The sequence below is a fragment of the Rothia uropygialis genome (assembly GCF_004137765.1).
Taxonomy (GTDB): domain Bacteria; phylum Actinomycetota; class Actinomycetes; order Actinomycetales; family Micrococcaceae; genus Rothia.
In genome coordinates this window covers 362,405-377,567 of record NZ_NOIS01000002.1, presented here as the reverse complement: position 1 = coordinate 377,567, position 15,163 = coordinate 362,405, and the positions used below count along the sequence as shown (strand labels likewise).

Annotated in this window: 12 protein-coding genes; 7 read left to right on the top strand and 5 right to left on the bottom strand. The window is 59.4% G+C overall.

Annotated elements, in window-relative coordinates; genetic code table 11:
* Positions 1 to 11: 11 nt before the first annotated feature.
* From EWV35_RS05295 to EWV35_RS05285, 3 genes are all read right to left on the bottom strand, one after another.
* Positions 12 to 1,838: an FAD-dependent oxidoreductase gene (locus tag EWV35_RS05295; RefSeq protein WP_129658810.1), complete on the bottom strand. Its 1,827-nt coding sequence runs from the start codon at positions 1,836 to 1,838 to the stop codon at positions 12 to 14.
* 173 nt (positions 1,839 to 2,011) lie between these two features.
* Positions 2,012 to 3,346, bottom strand: coding sequence for an MFS transporter (locus tag EWV35_RS05290; RefSeq protein WP_165168359.1), 1,335 nt, complete (start codon positions 3,344 to 3,346; stop codon positions 2,012 to 2,014).
* A 154-nt stretch (positions 3,347 to 3,500) separates the two neighbouring features.
* Entirely contained in the window at positions 3,501 to 4,403 is a 903-nt protein-coding gene (locus EWV35_RS05285; RefSeq protein ID WP_165168357.1) for a LysR family transcriptional regulator, read from the bottom strand.
* Between the two features lie 222 nt (positions 4,404 to 4,625).
* Between EWV35_RS05285 and EWV35_RS05280 the strand changes: the two genes are divergently transcribed.
* The 7 genes from EWV35_RS05280 to EWV35_RS05250 all read left to right on the top strand — a co-directional run bounded on the left by EWV35_RS05280 (position 4,626) and on the right by EWV35_RS05250 (position 12,234).
* Positions 4,626 to 4,937, top strand: a complete 312-nt coding sequence (locus tag EWV35_RS05280; RefSeq protein WP_129658806.1) for a YciI family protein — start codon at positions 4,626 to 4,628, stop codon at positions 4,935 to 4,937.
* On the top strand, positions 4,934 to 5,992 hold the full coding sequence (locus EWV35_RS05275) for a zinc-dependent alcohol dehydrogenase (RefSeq protein ID WP_129658803.1): 1,059 nt from the start codon (positions 4,934 to 4,936) through the stop codon (positions 5,990 to 5,992). The genes EWV35_RS05280 and EWV35_RS05275 overlap by 4 nt, the downstream gene beginning before the upstream one ends.
* The gene (locus tag EWV35_RS05270; RefSeq protein WP_129658801.1) at positions 5,989 to 7,617 is read left to right on the top strand and encodes an FAD-dependent oxidoreductase; all 1,629 of its coding nucleotides are present in this window, start codon (positions 5,989 to 5,991) and stop codon (positions 7,615 to 7,617) included. The genes EWV35_RS05275 and EWV35_RS05270 overlap by 4 nt, the downstream gene beginning before the upstream one ends.
* Positions 7,618 to 7,729: 112 nt before the next feature.
* Entirely contained in the window at positions 7,730 to 8,638 is a 909-nt protein-coding gene (locus EWV35_RS05265) for a LysR family transcriptional regulator (protein WP_129658799.1), read from the top strand.
* A gap of 130 nt (positions 8,639 to 8,768) precedes the next feature.
* On the top strand, positions 8,769 to 10,031 hold the full coding sequence (locus EWV35_RS05260; protein ID WP_129658797.1) for a CaiB/BaiF CoA transferase family protein: 1,263 nt from the start codon (positions 8,769 to 8,771) through the stop codon (positions 10,029 to 10,031).
* Positions 10,028 to 10,792, top strand: coding sequence for a crotonase/enoyl-CoA hydratase family protein (locus EWV35_RS05255; protein ID WP_129658795.1), 765 nt, complete (start codon positions 10,028 to 10,030; stop codon positions 10,790 to 10,792). The genes EWV35_RS05260 and EWV35_RS05255 overlap by 4 nt, the downstream gene beginning before the upstream one ends.
* Before the next feature lie 251 nt (positions 10,793 to 11,043).
* On the top strand, positions 11,044 to 12,234 hold the full coding sequence (locus EWV35_RS05250; protein WP_129658793.1) for an acyl-CoA dehydrogenase family protein: 1,191 nt from the start codon (positions 11,044 to 11,046) through the stop codon (positions 12,232 to 12,234).
* A 158-nt stretch (positions 12,235 to 12,392) separates the two neighbouring features.
* Here EWV35_RS05250 and EWV35_RS05245 read toward each other — a convergent pair whose 3' ends face one another.
* Complete coding sequence (locus EWV35_RS05245) at positions 12,393 to 13,769, bottom strand: NAD-dependent succinate-semialdehyde dehydrogenase (protein ID WP_129658791.1); 1,377 nt, start codon at positions 13,767 to 13,769, stop codon at positions 12,393 to 12,395.
* 225 nt (positions 13,770 to 13,994) lie between these two features.
* Positions 13,995 to 14,936 carry an Lrp/AsnC family transcriptional regulator gene (locus EWV35_RS05240; RefSeq protein ID WP_238654171.1) on the bottom strand — a complete coding sequence of 314 codons (942 nt, stop codon included), beginning with the start codon at positions 14,934 to 14,936 and terminating at the stop codon, positions 13,995 to 13,997.
* Positions 14,937 to 15,163 lie beyond the last annotated feature (227 nt).

The following is a 15,163-nucleotide window of genomic DNA, read 5'->3' as shown; positions in this document are numbered from 1 at the left end:
GAACGCCAGTGTCAGCGGTTTTGACCGTCATTCACGCGCTTTCTCCCTGCGTGGGAACGCCCGTGGGCCGGTCGCAACGTCGAGGTTCGGCCTGCGGCATCCTGAGCCGCGACCCAGCCGAAAGTCATTCCGGCTCCCACCTGGGTACCGGCGCCCGGATATTCGGAGCTGAATACGGATTGGGCATCGTTGCCGACGGCATACAGGCCGGGGATGAGATCCCACGACTCGTCCAGGACCTGTGCCTTTTCTGTGATGGACGCACCGAACGACGTTGCCAAGGGGGTCGGAACCACGCGAATTGCGTAGTAAGGAGCCGTGGAGACCGGCCCAATATTCGGATTGGGCTCGTGCTCGGGATCTCCGGCCGCGCGGCCAAATAGCGACTCGCCCTTGTGAAAGTCCTCGTCCTTGCCCATTTCCGCGAAACCGTTGTACCGTTCGACGGTCTTCTCCAGAGAACCGGCAGGGACACCGATGCTCTCGGCCAGTTCCCTGAGAGTCGCTCCTTGACGCAGATACCCTGAATTGACGTACTTCTTCAAGGCGATACGGGGTAGGTGCGGCATCGTGATCATGCCCAGGCCATAGGTGGCCAGGGCCTTCGAGTCCACGATGAGCCAGGCAGGAACGCTCTCATGTGCGTACATTGCACGGACGAACCGGTGATACGACGTCGATTCGTCCACGAACCTTTGTCCCCTCGCGTTCACGGCCATGACTCCCGGCTTCCCGCGGTCCCAAATGTGGGGAAACACGGCCGTTGAACCGTTCTTGCGCGTGCCGACCGAGGAAGGAAACCACAGTGCATTTTCCCGGTTGTCATTGCCCAACCGCGCCCCGATCGACGTCGCAAGCTTCAGGGTGTCTCCTGTCGCACCTTCGTTGGCCCGCGAGAACTGTGGTGTCGGGTCCGGCATGTATTTCTCGCGCATCTGTGGGTTCTGCGAAAATCCACCACCAGCGAGTACGACGCCATGCGTCGCCCGGACCGCGATCTCTCGTCCCTCGTACTGAACACAGAGCCCGACGACACTGCCGCCTTCTTCGGGACCTTCGCGAAACAACCGCGTGACACGGGCGTCGAGCCACACCGCCCCGTCCATCTCGAGGAGTCGGTTGTAAAGGCCTGCGACCAGCGCGTTGCCCATGACCAGACGGGTCCCGCGGGGGTAATGCAGGCGGTCCACGGCCCACCGCATGCCCAATCTGAGTGCCGTGAACACGGCCTTGACCGTGGCCCCGGCCTTCTTGGAAAACAATCCCAACAGGGTGTTGACCTCGGGGCGTCGCACCATGAGTTCCCCGTTCATCAGGGAAAATTCGGGCACGGGACGGCGCACGCGGCGGAAGTTCTCCCGTCCCAAGCGACGTCCATCGAAGGGTTTGGGCTCCAGTGCGCGTCCGGTCATGCCGGACTCGAGCAGTTCGGAGTGGTAGTCGACGACGTTTGGCGAGTGCAGGAATCCGACCCCCAGTTTTTCCATGTATTTGAGCATCTTGGGCCCATTGTCCAGGTAGGCCTGGCGCATCGATTTATCCGACTTGTCTCCGACTAACTGGTCCAGATAGTGCTCGGCCTTCTCCGAGTCGTCGGTGATTCCGGCGGCAACTTGAAACCTGTTGTTCGGGACCCAGCAGGTTCCGGCCGAGTATGCCGTCGTACCCCCGATGTAATCGGTTTTCTCGACCGCCAGGACTTTGAGTCTTTCGCAGGCTCCCGTGACGGCCGCGGACAACCCGGCGGCCCCGGTCCCCAGGACCACCAGGTCGTATTCCTCGTCCCACACCTCCGGAACTTTTCCTTCTTCGAGCTGGTCCACGGCTATAGCCTCCATGATCTTTGGGTTGCGGTGGTGCTTTGTTCGACTAGGGGATGTCGGAGCCGGCGTCGCTGGGTCGTGAGCGTCTGTTCGGCGGAATGAATGGTCGGTCGGCTGAGGGCGCGAGCGTTCGGGGCGAGAGCCTTGTGGCGTGGCTCGGAAATGTGGATCGGGGATCTCAGCGAGGCTCAAGCGCGGTGTCGGCCGAGTTCCGAGGTCGGGGTCCGGTACGTTTCCGTGCTAAAGGCAGCACAGGCTCCGGAGATGGCGATGCAGATCGCAGAGAAGAGGGCTACGCCGAACCAATTGTGGTGCGGGCCCGAGATGGACTCAGCGATCGCGGGGGTGAATCCGGCCAGGAGAAGACCGATCATGAGGCAGATCGCCATGCCGGAGTAGCGCACGTTGGTGGGGAACTGTTCGGGGAAGTATGCGGGATAGACCGCGTTGCTCATCGAGTAGCCGCCGGCGATCAGCAGGGTTCCGACAATCCAAACCCACCAAATATTAGCCGTGACGCTTCCGGCAAGGATCCAGAAGAAAGCGAAGACCAGAATCACCTGGGCGATGATTCCAGCGATGAATACCGGCTTTCTGCCGATCTTGTCCGAGAGCATGCCCCATAGTGGCAGCGCGAAAACGGCAATGAGGTTGGCGACGCTGACGAAGGTCAGCATGTCCTGCCTGGGGATACCGGCCACGTTGGAGCCGTAAGCGAGGGCAAAGACATTGATGATGGTGTTGACCATCGTGAAAAGGGTCATTCCCGTAACCAGCAGAAGGGTCTTCGGATGGCGGTGGAATAGTTCGAATGCAGGAACCTTGACGACCAGGTCGAGCTCTTTGGTCTCTGTGAATTCCTCGGGCTCATCAAGGGTTCGGCGCAATACTAAAGCTATTGCCGTGACCAACGCGGAAAGCAGGAATGGCACGCGCCAGCCCCAGCTCATCAAAGATTCCTCGGGCAGGGCCTGCAACGGAATGAAAACCGCTGAAGACAGGACGATTCCGAAGGTGACTCCGGAAAGTGTCCAACTCGAGAAGAATCCCCGGCGATGGTCGGGTGCGTGCTCCATGGTCAGCGAGGCCGAGCCGGGGGACTCACCACCGGCGGACAGTCCCTGGGCCAGTCGCAGAACAACCACAATGATCGGGGCCCAGATACCGATGGATGCATACGTGGGGACCAGTCCGATCACGAATGTGGAGGCACCCATCAGGATGAGCACCATGATCAAGACTTTCTTGCGACCGATGACATCGCCCAGATGGCCCCAGAGCAGCGCGCCGAGCGGTCGGGTGATGTAAGCCACGCCGATGGTCGCCAAGGAGAACAACTGTCCGGTGGTTCCGCCTCCTGGGAAGTACAAGTCTTGAAGGTACAGAGCTGCCGCCGTCGCGAAAATGAAGAAGTCGTAGTACTCCAGGGCGCTTCCGGCGAATCCTGAAATGGCCGCGGTGCGGGCATTTCGGCGCCTTTTCTCACTGTATATCTTGCTCGGATTCAACGACTCCGTCGTCATCGTGGTCTCCTTCTCGCCCTGGTTGGGGTACACCGGAAGTTCTCAGATGAACGACCTGACTAGGTGTGACATGCGATACCTTACGAGAGTATGTAGAGAGATTGTTAAAATCCAAGACTTAATGACACTCGGACTATGTGGGTCCGGAACATAATTACTGGAGTATCTGCTCGGGGAAGACCGTGTCCAGGACAGTGAGGAATGCCTGAAGCGGTTCGGACTCGTTGTCCTCGGACCATACGACTCCGTGTCTGAACGGCACAGGATCACCCTCGAGCTCGATCCATTTTGCTGCCTCGGGCAGGATCGGTAGAACCTCAGAGGGCAAGATCGTGATGCCGACCCCGGCGGCCACCATGGACACGATGAGGAACGGATCGCTGACGGCTTGTGCTATTTGGGGTTGGAATCCGGCCGCGTGGCATATTTGTAGGGCAGCAACGGTCATCGAGGAGTTACCGTCGACCGGGCCCATGACGAAAGACTCTCCACGCAATTGTTGGATCGGAACCGCGTCCCGATACGCGAGCGGATGATCCGTCGGCACAACCACCCCCAAGTGGTGGCGAGAGATTTCGCGAGCCCGTAATGGCGGGGCAACGTCGCCGATGATGCCTAAGAAGCTGGCGTCCAAGTCTCCGTTGCGTACTTGGCGCATGCCGTCAAAGGTGCGGATTCCGCCGACGAGGTTGAGCTCGACACCAGGAAAATCTTCTCTCAGGGCTCGAGTGATGCGGGGGAGAGTGTCGTGATTGTGCATCCCTGAGAACCCAAGGGTAAATCGTCCCGTGGGTACGCCTTCCGCGCTGCGGGCCGCGTCCATAGCGTTATTCAAGCTTCGCAGGATTCGGTATGCGTACGGAAGCAACGCCTGCCCCGGAGCCGTCAGCTCCACGGTCCGAGTGCTCCGCTTGAAAAGCGGTGAGCCGACGTCTTTCTCCAGTTTGCGAATAACTTGGCTCAGCGGAGACTGCGCCACGTGCAATCTCTCCGCGGCTCGTCCAAAGTGAAGCTCCTCCGCGACCGCGACAAACGCTTCCAGCCACCGCAGTTCCATTATCTGGCCCCTCCGAAGATTATGTGCCGATATGTACACAGTATCGGACTCATTATTAATTAATGAGCGAAAGGTATTGTCCTGTCTTGTTTTCTCCCCGGAGGATGTTCGTTGAAGGGCGGCGGCCTTAACGGCCGTCACCTTGATCATCGGGTCGGTGTCCGAGGCTGTGCTTCGAGCTGATTCAACGCATATTTTCTCCTAATGAATTGAGGAATCAACATGGGACTTTTCGCAGTCTGCTACCGCTACGCCGAGGGATCCGAAGCCGGTCGTGCGGAGCATCGGGAAGAGCATCTGGCATTCCTGCAGGAGCAGTTCGACGCCGGGCGCCTGGTGGTTTCCGGGCCGACCGACGTCGATGGTGGCGACAAAGGCGCGCTCCTGATCATCCGGGCGGACTCCGCGGTTGCAGTCGAGGAGGTCATGGATCAGGAGCCGTTCGAGCAGCGCGGCTATGTTGCACGCACCATCCGGACTTGGACCCCCAAATTCGGTGCGGACCGCCTCGCATCGAGCAAGGATGCCTCATGACCACCGAGACCATGCGTGCGGTTCGGACCGTTGCGGCGCGCACTCTTGATTATGTGACGGTCCCCCTCCCGGCCGTGTCCTCCGGAGAAGCGCTCGTGCACATCGAGCACGTCACATTGTGCGGGACCGATCTTCATATCTTCGAGGACGACTACGCCTCTGAGCTGCCCCTTGTCCAGGGCCACGAGATTTCCGGAACGGTGGCCGAGGTGGCTCCGGGCGTCGAGACCGTTGAGGTCGGGGATCGCGTGGCAGTGGACCCGTTGATCGCCTGCGGTCAGTGCCAGGCGTGCCGATCGGGTCACGACAACGTATGCCCCTATCTGACCGTTTTCGGTTGTTACCGTGACGGCGGACTCGTCGAGTATCTTTCCGTCGCCGCCGCGCGCTTGCACCGTATTCCGGAAGGAATGCCGACGGAACTGGGGTCCGTCGCGGAGCCGACCGCGATCTCTCTCGAGGCGGTCGCCAGAGGACAAGCGATCGAGGGGGAATCTGCCCTTGTCCTGGGTGCGGGGCCTATCGGGCTGTTGGCGACATTGGCATTGCACGACCTGGGGGTTACGGTCATCACCGCGGACACAATCCCCGATCGCTTAGAGTTCGCACGAGAATTCGGCGCCGATGGGACACTGCTGATCGACCCCGAGCAACAATTTCCCGTGGCCGATCTCGCTTCGGCTCTGGAAAGCTCCGCTCCGGACGGTCCGCAGCTCGTCATCGAAGCGACGGGCGTACCGTCGTCACTGGGCAATGCGATCAACGTGGTCGCACCCGCCGGGCGTGTAGTCCAGGTGGGCATCTCCACCCGTCCCGCGGATTTCCCTCTGAACCTCCTCCCGTTCAAGGAAATATCCCTTCTGGGCAGTCGCAACAGTCGTGGGCTCATCCCGAGAGCCCTGGACCTGATCTCCCGATACCCCGAGACGGTGGACGCGTTGATCACTCACCGATTCGATCTTCGGGACTTGAACCAAGCCTTTGAAACCATGCGTGACACGAGTCGTCGTATCGGAAAGATTCTCATCGACATGCCGACGAAAGAGGCTTCATGATCACCTCACCCATGAGTGACCTGCCGGATCGGACAGACATCGTCGTCATCGGTTCCGGCGCGGCCGGTCTGACCGCCGCGACGAGAGCGGCTGACGGCACCCACGACGTCGTTGTCCTCGAAAAGGCCCACCACCTCGGTGGTACGACCGCCGTTGGGGGAGGCGTCCTGTGGGCCCCTGCAAATTCCCTCGGGGTGAAAGCCGGTTACGAGGATTCTCGTGAGGACGCGATCGAGTATCTGACTGCGGCTACGGGCGCGAAGATTGGTCGAAAAGACGTCGAGTGGTACGTGGATTGTTCTGCGGAGGCCGTCGACTGGTTGGTCGAGAAGACCCGTGTAAGTCTTACCCCGTTGGCGCGTCCCGATTACCACCTCGAGTTCGAGGGGGCGACCCGGGGCGGGCGAAGCCTGGACAATGACGCCTTTGACGTCGGTTCCGTGGACGGCCTGCGGGAGGCCTTGCGACCGTCAAGCTACTTCCCGTTGCTGACCATGGCGGAACGGGACGGTCTTGACGGTGCGGCCCCCGATGCCGATCTTCTCCATCGACGCTCTGAACAAGGGGTGCGAACCATGGGAGGTGCCCTTGCGGGCAGTTTGCTGGTCTCTGCCCTGGACCGCGGCGTCACGGTCTTTGCGAATGCACGCATGACAGACCTCGAACAGACCGAACACGGTCGGTGGCTCGTGACGGTGGGGAACCAAAGCATTGAGGCCGAGATCGTCGTGATGGCTTCCGGGGGGTTCGAGTGGAATCTTGAGCTCCAGAATGCGTTCTTGCCTCACCCCATCGTGCCGATCTCCGCGCCGTCGAACGAGGGAGACGGTCTGCTGCAGAGCCTCCGTATCGGTGCGGCCGTGGCGTCCATGACGACGTATTGGGGTGTCCCCGTGATTGCCCCTCCGGACCAGACCTATGACGGGAGGCCGTCAGGGAGGATGGGCAATGTGGAAATGACGCTGCCCGGTTCGATCACCGTCGGAAATGACGGGCGAAGATTTGTCAACGAGGCACTGAATTACCACGACGCGTCGTTGGTGATGGGATCCATCGATCAACACCGACTCGAGCCGAAAGGGCAGCCGGCGTGGCTGATTTTCGATCAGCGCTACATGGAGCACTATCCTGTGGCCGGTTCGCCCCCGGGCAAACCTGCCGAATGGATGATTGCGGCCTCGTCCCTGGCGGAATTGGCAGAACGGATCGGTGTGGAACCGGAAAATCTGGTCGACGAGGTGGAGGCTTTCAACTCTGATGCGTCTTCGGGTATCGATCGCGCATTCGGCCGAGGTTCCTCCGCCGAGGACCGTTTCCTCGGAGACTCGGCCGTCACCCCGAATCCCTGCCTTGCGCCCCTTGCCGAACCACCCTACTTTGCGGTGCCGGTTCACTGTGGCGCCTTGGGAACATCCGGTGGCTTGGCGACCGACCACCACGGGCGGGTCATAAGGTTCGACGGGTCAGTGATCCGGGGGCTCTACGCTGCGGGGAACGTATCTGCGACGGTGTTTGCGGGAGCATATCCCGCCGGTGGTTCGACTCTTGGTCCGGCGATAACACGCGGATTCGCTGCGGGGAAACACATTGCGTGTTCCCTCCAGGGCCCGAAAACGTCGCTGTGAGACTGTGCCTAACGCCTGCGGAACGAATCGGCCGGTCGATGACGCCGTGAGAGTAGCGGCCGAGGGATAAGACAGCTCCTTGCCGGTCCTCGGCTTGGTACAGTGACAACCTATGGAGGTATACCACCTGCGCTACTTCGTCGCAGTAGCCGAGAACCTGAGTTTCTCGGGCGCAGCCAAATCCCTTCACATGGCTACCTCCCCATTGAGCCAAAGGATCAAAGATCTTGAGCGCGAGCTCGGCCTCCAGTTATTCGAACGGGATTCGAGAAACGTTTCGCTCACCTCGCACGGTCGCGCGCTTTTGCCTATGGCTCGCCAAACCCTCATGGACTTCGACACCCTCGGAACGCGTCTCAAGCAGCTCGACGAAACTGCGGTCCCACGCTTCTCGATAGGAGTGCCTCCGTGGCTGCATCCCAAGGTCGACCGAGCGCTTTCGGAGTTCGCTTTCGAAAACAGTCACGAATTCACCATTGAACGATGGCCGGGTGGTAGCAACGACCTGGTTCGTGCGGTCCAATCGAAGGTTTTGGGGTTCGCACTGGTCCATCTTCCCGCCCAAGGTCCGGGTGTCACGTGTGAGCAAATATTTAGCGAAGATGTGGGTCTCCTGCTCCCGTCACATCGGTTTTCCAAAAGGCAATCGATCAGCATTTCAGAATTGTCCGGAATGGTTTTCGTGAAACCACCGATGTCCTTGTCTCCAACGTATTTCGAACAAATTGCCGTGCGTTTGACGGCCGCCGGTCTGGTGGACCACGTGACTCTTTCCTCCGGAGATTATTCGAGTCCGGCCGAATTGGTTGCCAACGGCAATGCTTGCGCGTTGACGACACTGGATCATAATGCTCACGGAGACATGATCAGGCAAGGTTTGGTGACCGCACTGCCGTTCAACGATTTTGCGCCGAAGTTGGCGACCGGTTTAGTGATGAATACTTCGTCGGAGAGTCCTGAGAACCCGTTTCACGATTTGGTCGACGCAGCCCGAAATCATTTCCGCACCTCGATCCGATAAACCCCAACTTCGGTTGATATCGACCTGCGTTACCTGTGGCCGGACCGTGATCGCTGTGGTCATAATACTATTCTCCCATTGGTGATATTTAAACCTCCGCGACTGTCACCAAGAGCGTTAGAGTCATTCCATGAGTTGTGAAGGGGAGACAGTGGAAAAGCAGTTCTCGAATAATTCGAATAACACCAATTTGGGCCCTCTTTCGGGAGTTCGTGTTATTGATATGGCGACAGTCGTGATGGGCCCCTATGCGGCGCAAATTCTCGGCGATCTGGGTGCAGATGTTATCAAAATCGAATCGCCACGAGATAGCGCCCGCAATGGCCTCTATGCCCGAACCCCGGGAATGGGACCCTTGCACTTGAACGTCAACCGAAATAAACGCAGTATCAACCTGGATCTGAAATCCGAGGACGGTCACGAGGCCGCTATGGGGTTGTTGAAGTCCGCCGATATTCTGATCACTAACATGCGCATCTCTGCTCTATCCCGTTTGGGACTTGACTATGAAGCGATCAAGGATGCGGTTCCTCATCTCGTCTATGTCCATGCACAGGGTTTTCGTTCCGATTCGGATCGTGCGAATCTGGCCGCATACGATGAGACGATTCAGGCGGCGTCCGGAATATTGGACGTCTCCAACCGCGCGGACGATATCCAGAAACCGGTTATTCTGCCGACGATCATCGCAGACAAGGTATCGGGCCTCACGATGGTCTACAGCGCCCTGGCGGCGTTGTACAACCGCAATAATGGTGGCCCAGGACAGCTCGTGGAAGTGCCCATGGCCGATACGATGATTGCCTTTACTCTCGTTGAGCACCTTCAGGGCAAGTCTTTCGATCCAGCATTGAGCGACACGGGTTTCCCGCTGTCGCTGAACAAGGGACATTACGCTCGCACGACGCGAGATGGCCGTCTGGCCGTCGTGTTGCCTTACACCGGTCAGAACTTCAAAGACGTGTTTGCCGCCGCGGGTAGGGACGACTGGGCCACCGACCCTCTGCTCGACGAGACCCCTTTTAGCCCCAGGGAGCATGGTCAGTTGATGAACTCGCGACTCGACGAGTGCATCTCGGCCCTGAGTCTGGAGGAGTGGTCTGCGGTGTGCTCTGAGAACAATGTCCCGTTCGGTCCCGTGCTCAATCTGGACGACGCCGCGGAGGACGAATACGTCCGTTCCGGTCATCTCCTTGATGCCGCGGAGCACCCCACCGAAGGCCCGACCAAGGTCGTCGGTATTCCGATGCGGTTCTCGGAAACGCCAGCTTCCGTGCGTCGTCTTGCCCCCGTTCAGGGAGCGGACACAGAAGCCGTTCTGGCGGAATTGTCGCAACAGACCGCTACTTTGCATACAGTCGACATCACATCGGAAGGAAGTGAAGTCGCATGAAGCAAGCTGTAGAAACGCAAGCAAGAGACTCCGTTCTGGTCATCACTCTGAATCGACCGGAGAAGAAAAATGCCGTCAACGCGGACCTCGCCCGCGGGCTACGGGCCGCGGTTGAGAAGCTGGAAACCGATCCGGTGTTGCGAGTCGGCATTATCACGGGTGCCGCAGGGACCTTCTGCGCTGGAATGGATCTCAAGGCTGCAGCTGATCATGAACCGGTCAGCCTTCCCGAACATGGATTTGCGGGGTTCGTGCAAACTGTCACTGCAAAGCCGATCATTGCCGCGGTGGAAGGCTACGCACTGGGCGGTGGTCTGGAGGTTGCCTTGAACTGCGACCTGATCGTCGCCTCCACCACGGCAACTCTTGGCCTGCCCGAAGTCAAGCGCGGGCTGATCCCGGGAGGCGGTGGGGCGATTCGGTTGCCTCAGCGCATTCCTCGCCATCTGGCGATGGAGCTGCTGTTGACTGGGGCGACCTTCAGCGCCCAGCGAGCTTCGGAACTCGGCTTGGTCAACCGCCTTGCAGACGAAGGGCACGCACTGGAAGCTGCACTCGAGCTTGCGTCAACCATCTGCTCCAATGCTCCGCTCGCACTTGAAGCGGTCAAAGACGTCGTCCGTTTGGCGGACAACTCCTCGGAGGCTGAGGCTTTCGCCAACCAGACCGAGATCGTCGAAAGGCTGAAGCAATCGGAGGATTTTGCCGAAGGCATCGCCGCGTTTTCCGAGCGTCGGGAGCCTCGGTGGAAGGGCCGCTGACAGTCTGAGAACTGCGGAGACCGAACAGCAGTTTCTACTCCCCTGGGGGTGCCAGCGCATTCCGTCTTGCCCTCACCGGAGTCTCGTGGGAAAAGAGCGGCCCCCGGATTTTCCGAGGCAACAGCAATGGAGACTGCGACACGCAGGACAACCGACGGGTCCAAACCCGTCCCGTACAGCGGTGAAGCACAACGGGACACCCGACCGATGTCATCGGAGGGGTCCGAGAGCATCAATGAAAAGGACAAGTCATGTCTAAGCCCGCAAACACAACATCAGACTTCCTCGACTATGCGTCGCTGCTCAGCGAGCAGGAGCAGACCGAGCTGGAGGGAATCCGGCGCTATTTGGCCACTGAGATCAAACCTCTCGCCGAGCAAGCGTGGGATGCCGGGCAGTTCCCGCAGGGACTGTTCCAGAAGTTGTCACCGCTCGGAGTCGCCGAAGGACGCTACCCGGAATACAGCACGGTCCCTGCGCAGCCTCGCAGCGAACTGCTTGCGGGTTTCATCAGAATCGAGATGAACAAGACCGACCCGTCATTCGCCGTGGCCGCGGGAGTCCATACGGGTCTGGCTATGGGGTCCATTGCGGGCGGGGGCAACGAGGAACAGCGCCAGCGGTGGCTGCCTGACATGGTGGCCATGTCGAGCATCGGCGCTTTTGCCTTGACCGAGCCCGAGGGAGGCTCCGACGTAGCCGGGGGGATGCGTACGACCGCATCCCGGAAAGGCAACGAGTGGGTTCTCAACGGCGCAAAACGGTGGATTGGCAACGGTACCTTCGCGGATCTCGTGGTGGTCTATGCTCGAGATACCGAAGACGACCAGGTCAAAGCCTTCGTCGTCGAAAAAGGCACCGAAGGATTCCAGGCAGAGAAGATTCAGGGGAAAATTTCTTTGCGAACCGTGGAAAATGCCGATCTGACACTATCGGATGTGCGTGTTCCCGAGGCAAACCGTCTTCAGAACATCAACAGTTTCCGAGACGTAGCGAAAATCCTGCGCGCGACCAGAGGGGATGTGGCATGGCAAGCCACCGGCGTCGCCATGCGCGCCTACGAGGTAGCCAGGAATTACGCAACCACCCGAGTCCAGTTCGGCAAACCGATCGGTGGTTTCCAGATGATTCAAGACTTGCTGGTCAAAATGCTGAGCAACGTCACCGCGATGCTCGGGATGGTCATCCGCATGGGACAACTGGCCGAGAACGGTGAGGACACGGCTGCGCAGGCGGCCCTCGCCAAAGCGTTCTGCACCACAAGGATGCGGGAGACAGTGGCGTGGGGTCGCGAACTGTTCGGAGGCAATGGCATCGTGCTCGAGTACGAAATCGCCAAGCTCTTCTCGGACGCAGAGGCCATCTATTCATTCGAGGGGTCACGGGAGATGAACACCTTGATCGTTGGCAAGAGCATCACGGGCTTGTCTGCCTTTGCCTAAACAAAGCCTCTGACCAATGCTGTCGGGGCGCAGGCAGCCGCAAGCCCCGGAATGAATTCACGAGCTTTCTGAGGGACCGGGGGATCCGTGTCACCGGCTTGGTGCCGTTGGCCAGCCAATGGCCAACGGCACCAATTATGCTCCCCTGCGTGCCGTTGTTATTTCAACGCGGTGCGACGCAGCCGGGTGTTGACGAATTCGCCCATTCCCCAGCGGCCAAGTTCACGGCCGAACCCTGAGCGTTTCACACCTCCGAAGGGCAGCCCGGGAAGGGTCGTGCCATGTTCATTGATGTAGGCCATCCCAACCTCCAACCTGTCTGCCACCTGCTGGGCACGCTCGATATCAGGGCTCCACACCGAACCGCTGAGCCCGAAACCGACATCATTGGCCAGTTCGACTGCTTCATCGACGGAATCGACACCGTAGACCACAGCCACGGGGCCGAAGATTTCTTCAGAATAGGCGTCCATGTCTTTGGTGACGCCGGTCAGTACCGCAGGCCGCATGAAGGCCCCGGGTCCATCGACCGGTTGACCGCCGGTATGCAGTGTCGCGCCCTGCTCGACTGCCTTCCTGACCTGGGCCACAACATTGTCCCGTGCCACAACGGAAGACAGCGGTCCGACCTGCACCTCGGAATCGGTGGGGTCCCCAATCCGCGCCTCGCTAAAAGCGGCGGTGACTTTGGAGACGAAGGAATCCAGGTGGGCATTCGGCACGATCATTCGTTTGGGAGAATTACAGGCCTGTCCGGTATTGGAAAGCCGCGCCTTCGCGGCTTTCCTTGCGACCCGGTCGATATCGGCGTCATCCAGGACGATCAGAGGATCCGAACCGCCGAGTTCGAGCACAACCTTCTTCAGGTTCCGACCAGCGGTCTCGGCCACAGAGGAACCGGCCCGTTCGCTGCCGGTCAATGAGATGCCACGCACCCGTGGATCGGCGATCATGTCAGCGATGTGTTCCTTGGAAGCGAAGACATTGATGTAAGCGTCGTCAGGTACGCCCGCCGTGTGGAGAATTTCGGCCATCACTTCCGAGGAAGCCGCGCAGATCTCGGCGTGCTTCAGAATAATGGTATTGCCAGCCATCAGGTTGGGGGCGGCGAACCTGGCGGCTTGGTAGTAAGGATAGTTCCACGGCATCACGCCTATGAGCGAACCGATCGGCTGAGTCTGGACCAGCGATTCGGCGGCGCCCTGAGGATCGAGTTGTTCTTGTTGCAGCAGCTGCGGGCCGTTCTCGGCATACCAGCGGAAAATCGCACCTGCCAATTCCGCCTCGCCTATTGCTTCTTGCAAGGGTTTTCCCATTTCGGCAGCGATCAGCCGCCCCAGCTCTTCCTTCCGGGCATCATAGGCGTCAGCGGCCTGGGTCAGGATCGACGCTCGCTGATCCGCCGGCGTCGCCCTCCAACCAGCGAATGCGTTGGCCGACCGGTCGAGCACTTGCTCGACACCCGTCTCATCCAGCGAGGGAAATTCGCGTTCGGTTACTCCGGTGGTCGGGTTGGTTGTCGTATAAGTAGACATAAAACAACCCTACGCCCCTTGCGAAGGGGGAGACACCCTCGAAACTGCCAACTGGGATGCAGCACCCGCCTCGTCCGGCCTAAACGATCTTCGAAGTAGCCGGCAGGGCGCTAGAAGCCCCCATGTGCGTGTGGAACCCTGATCGAGGTTGCGATAGTTCCTGGGGCGGGACCCCCCGAGGTTTCTGCGATCTTCCGGCGGGTGTGTTTTTCCCGGCCGTTCCTTCTACGGTTTCAGAACTTGCCCCACTCTGCGGGCGTACTCCTCCTTGATGAGATCAAGGTGGGTCCAGGAGTCCAATGACGCGACCCCTGGCAGTGCTCTGAGATCCTCAATGACTTCGAGAACTTTACTCGACACATGGCTGTTGGCGGTTGCAATGAAGTCGTAGTTGCCATAGGTGCGTGCTGCGAAGTCAATATTCGGTGCGGTGCGCAGATGTTCGCGGATGTCGTCGATGTTGCCGCGGGCGGAGATCCCAAGGCCGATGGAGAACCGACTCCGAGAAATTCCGCCCGGCTGGATGGCGGAGATGCGGATGACGCCGGCATCGAGGAGTTTTGCGACGCGTTCGCGAACCGACGAGGGGGAGAGGTGGACTGCTTCGGACAACACGGCGTAGCTGGTTCGGCCATCCTGTTGCAGTATTGCGATGATATTGAAGTCGATGGGGTCCGGGGAGATCTCCTTGCGGGTCTTGGCTACGAAGAACCCTTTGACGACTTCGGCATACGTGGAGATGCGGATGGAACGGACGGAAGGGATCGCTCGCACCTCGTCGAGCAGCATTTCCATTTCCTCGTGGTTCCCGTGCCGGGATTCGAAGACTATGGGACGCTCTCCACTGACCATGGACACGAGTACCGTGTCGGCCAATTGTGCCAGTTTGGATGCCACCGGTCTGGCGGCGCCGTCGATGTCGACCATCGCGTGGATCAGCACTTGTCGACCGGCATGGCCAGGGTCAACCGCCGCTACGATCTTGAGACCGTCTTCGTCCACCAGACGGCGGATACGCTGAGAAACCAGATCTCGTGATGCAGCCAGGATCTGTGACAGTTCGTGGATGCTTGCCCGGCCGTTCTCCTGCAGTGCCCGAATGAGAGCGGCATCCAGGTCCCTGTAATCCTTGCCATCTCGGCGATTGGCCCGCGACGACTTTGCCAATATGTCCTCCGTTACATTTTTGTTCAATAAAAACTGATTATGCTCAACACTAGCCGCAAAAATTTGGTAGAGCCCTGGGATTATCCGTCGGTCGTCACTAAAGTGCACGAAATGTTTCTCATTTCCGCGGCAGATACCTGTTTTGCGCCATGATGCAGCGTGTTCCCATTGTGCGAAATCACCTATATTCAGTGGGGCAATTACAGGACGTCTGTAACCCACACTTG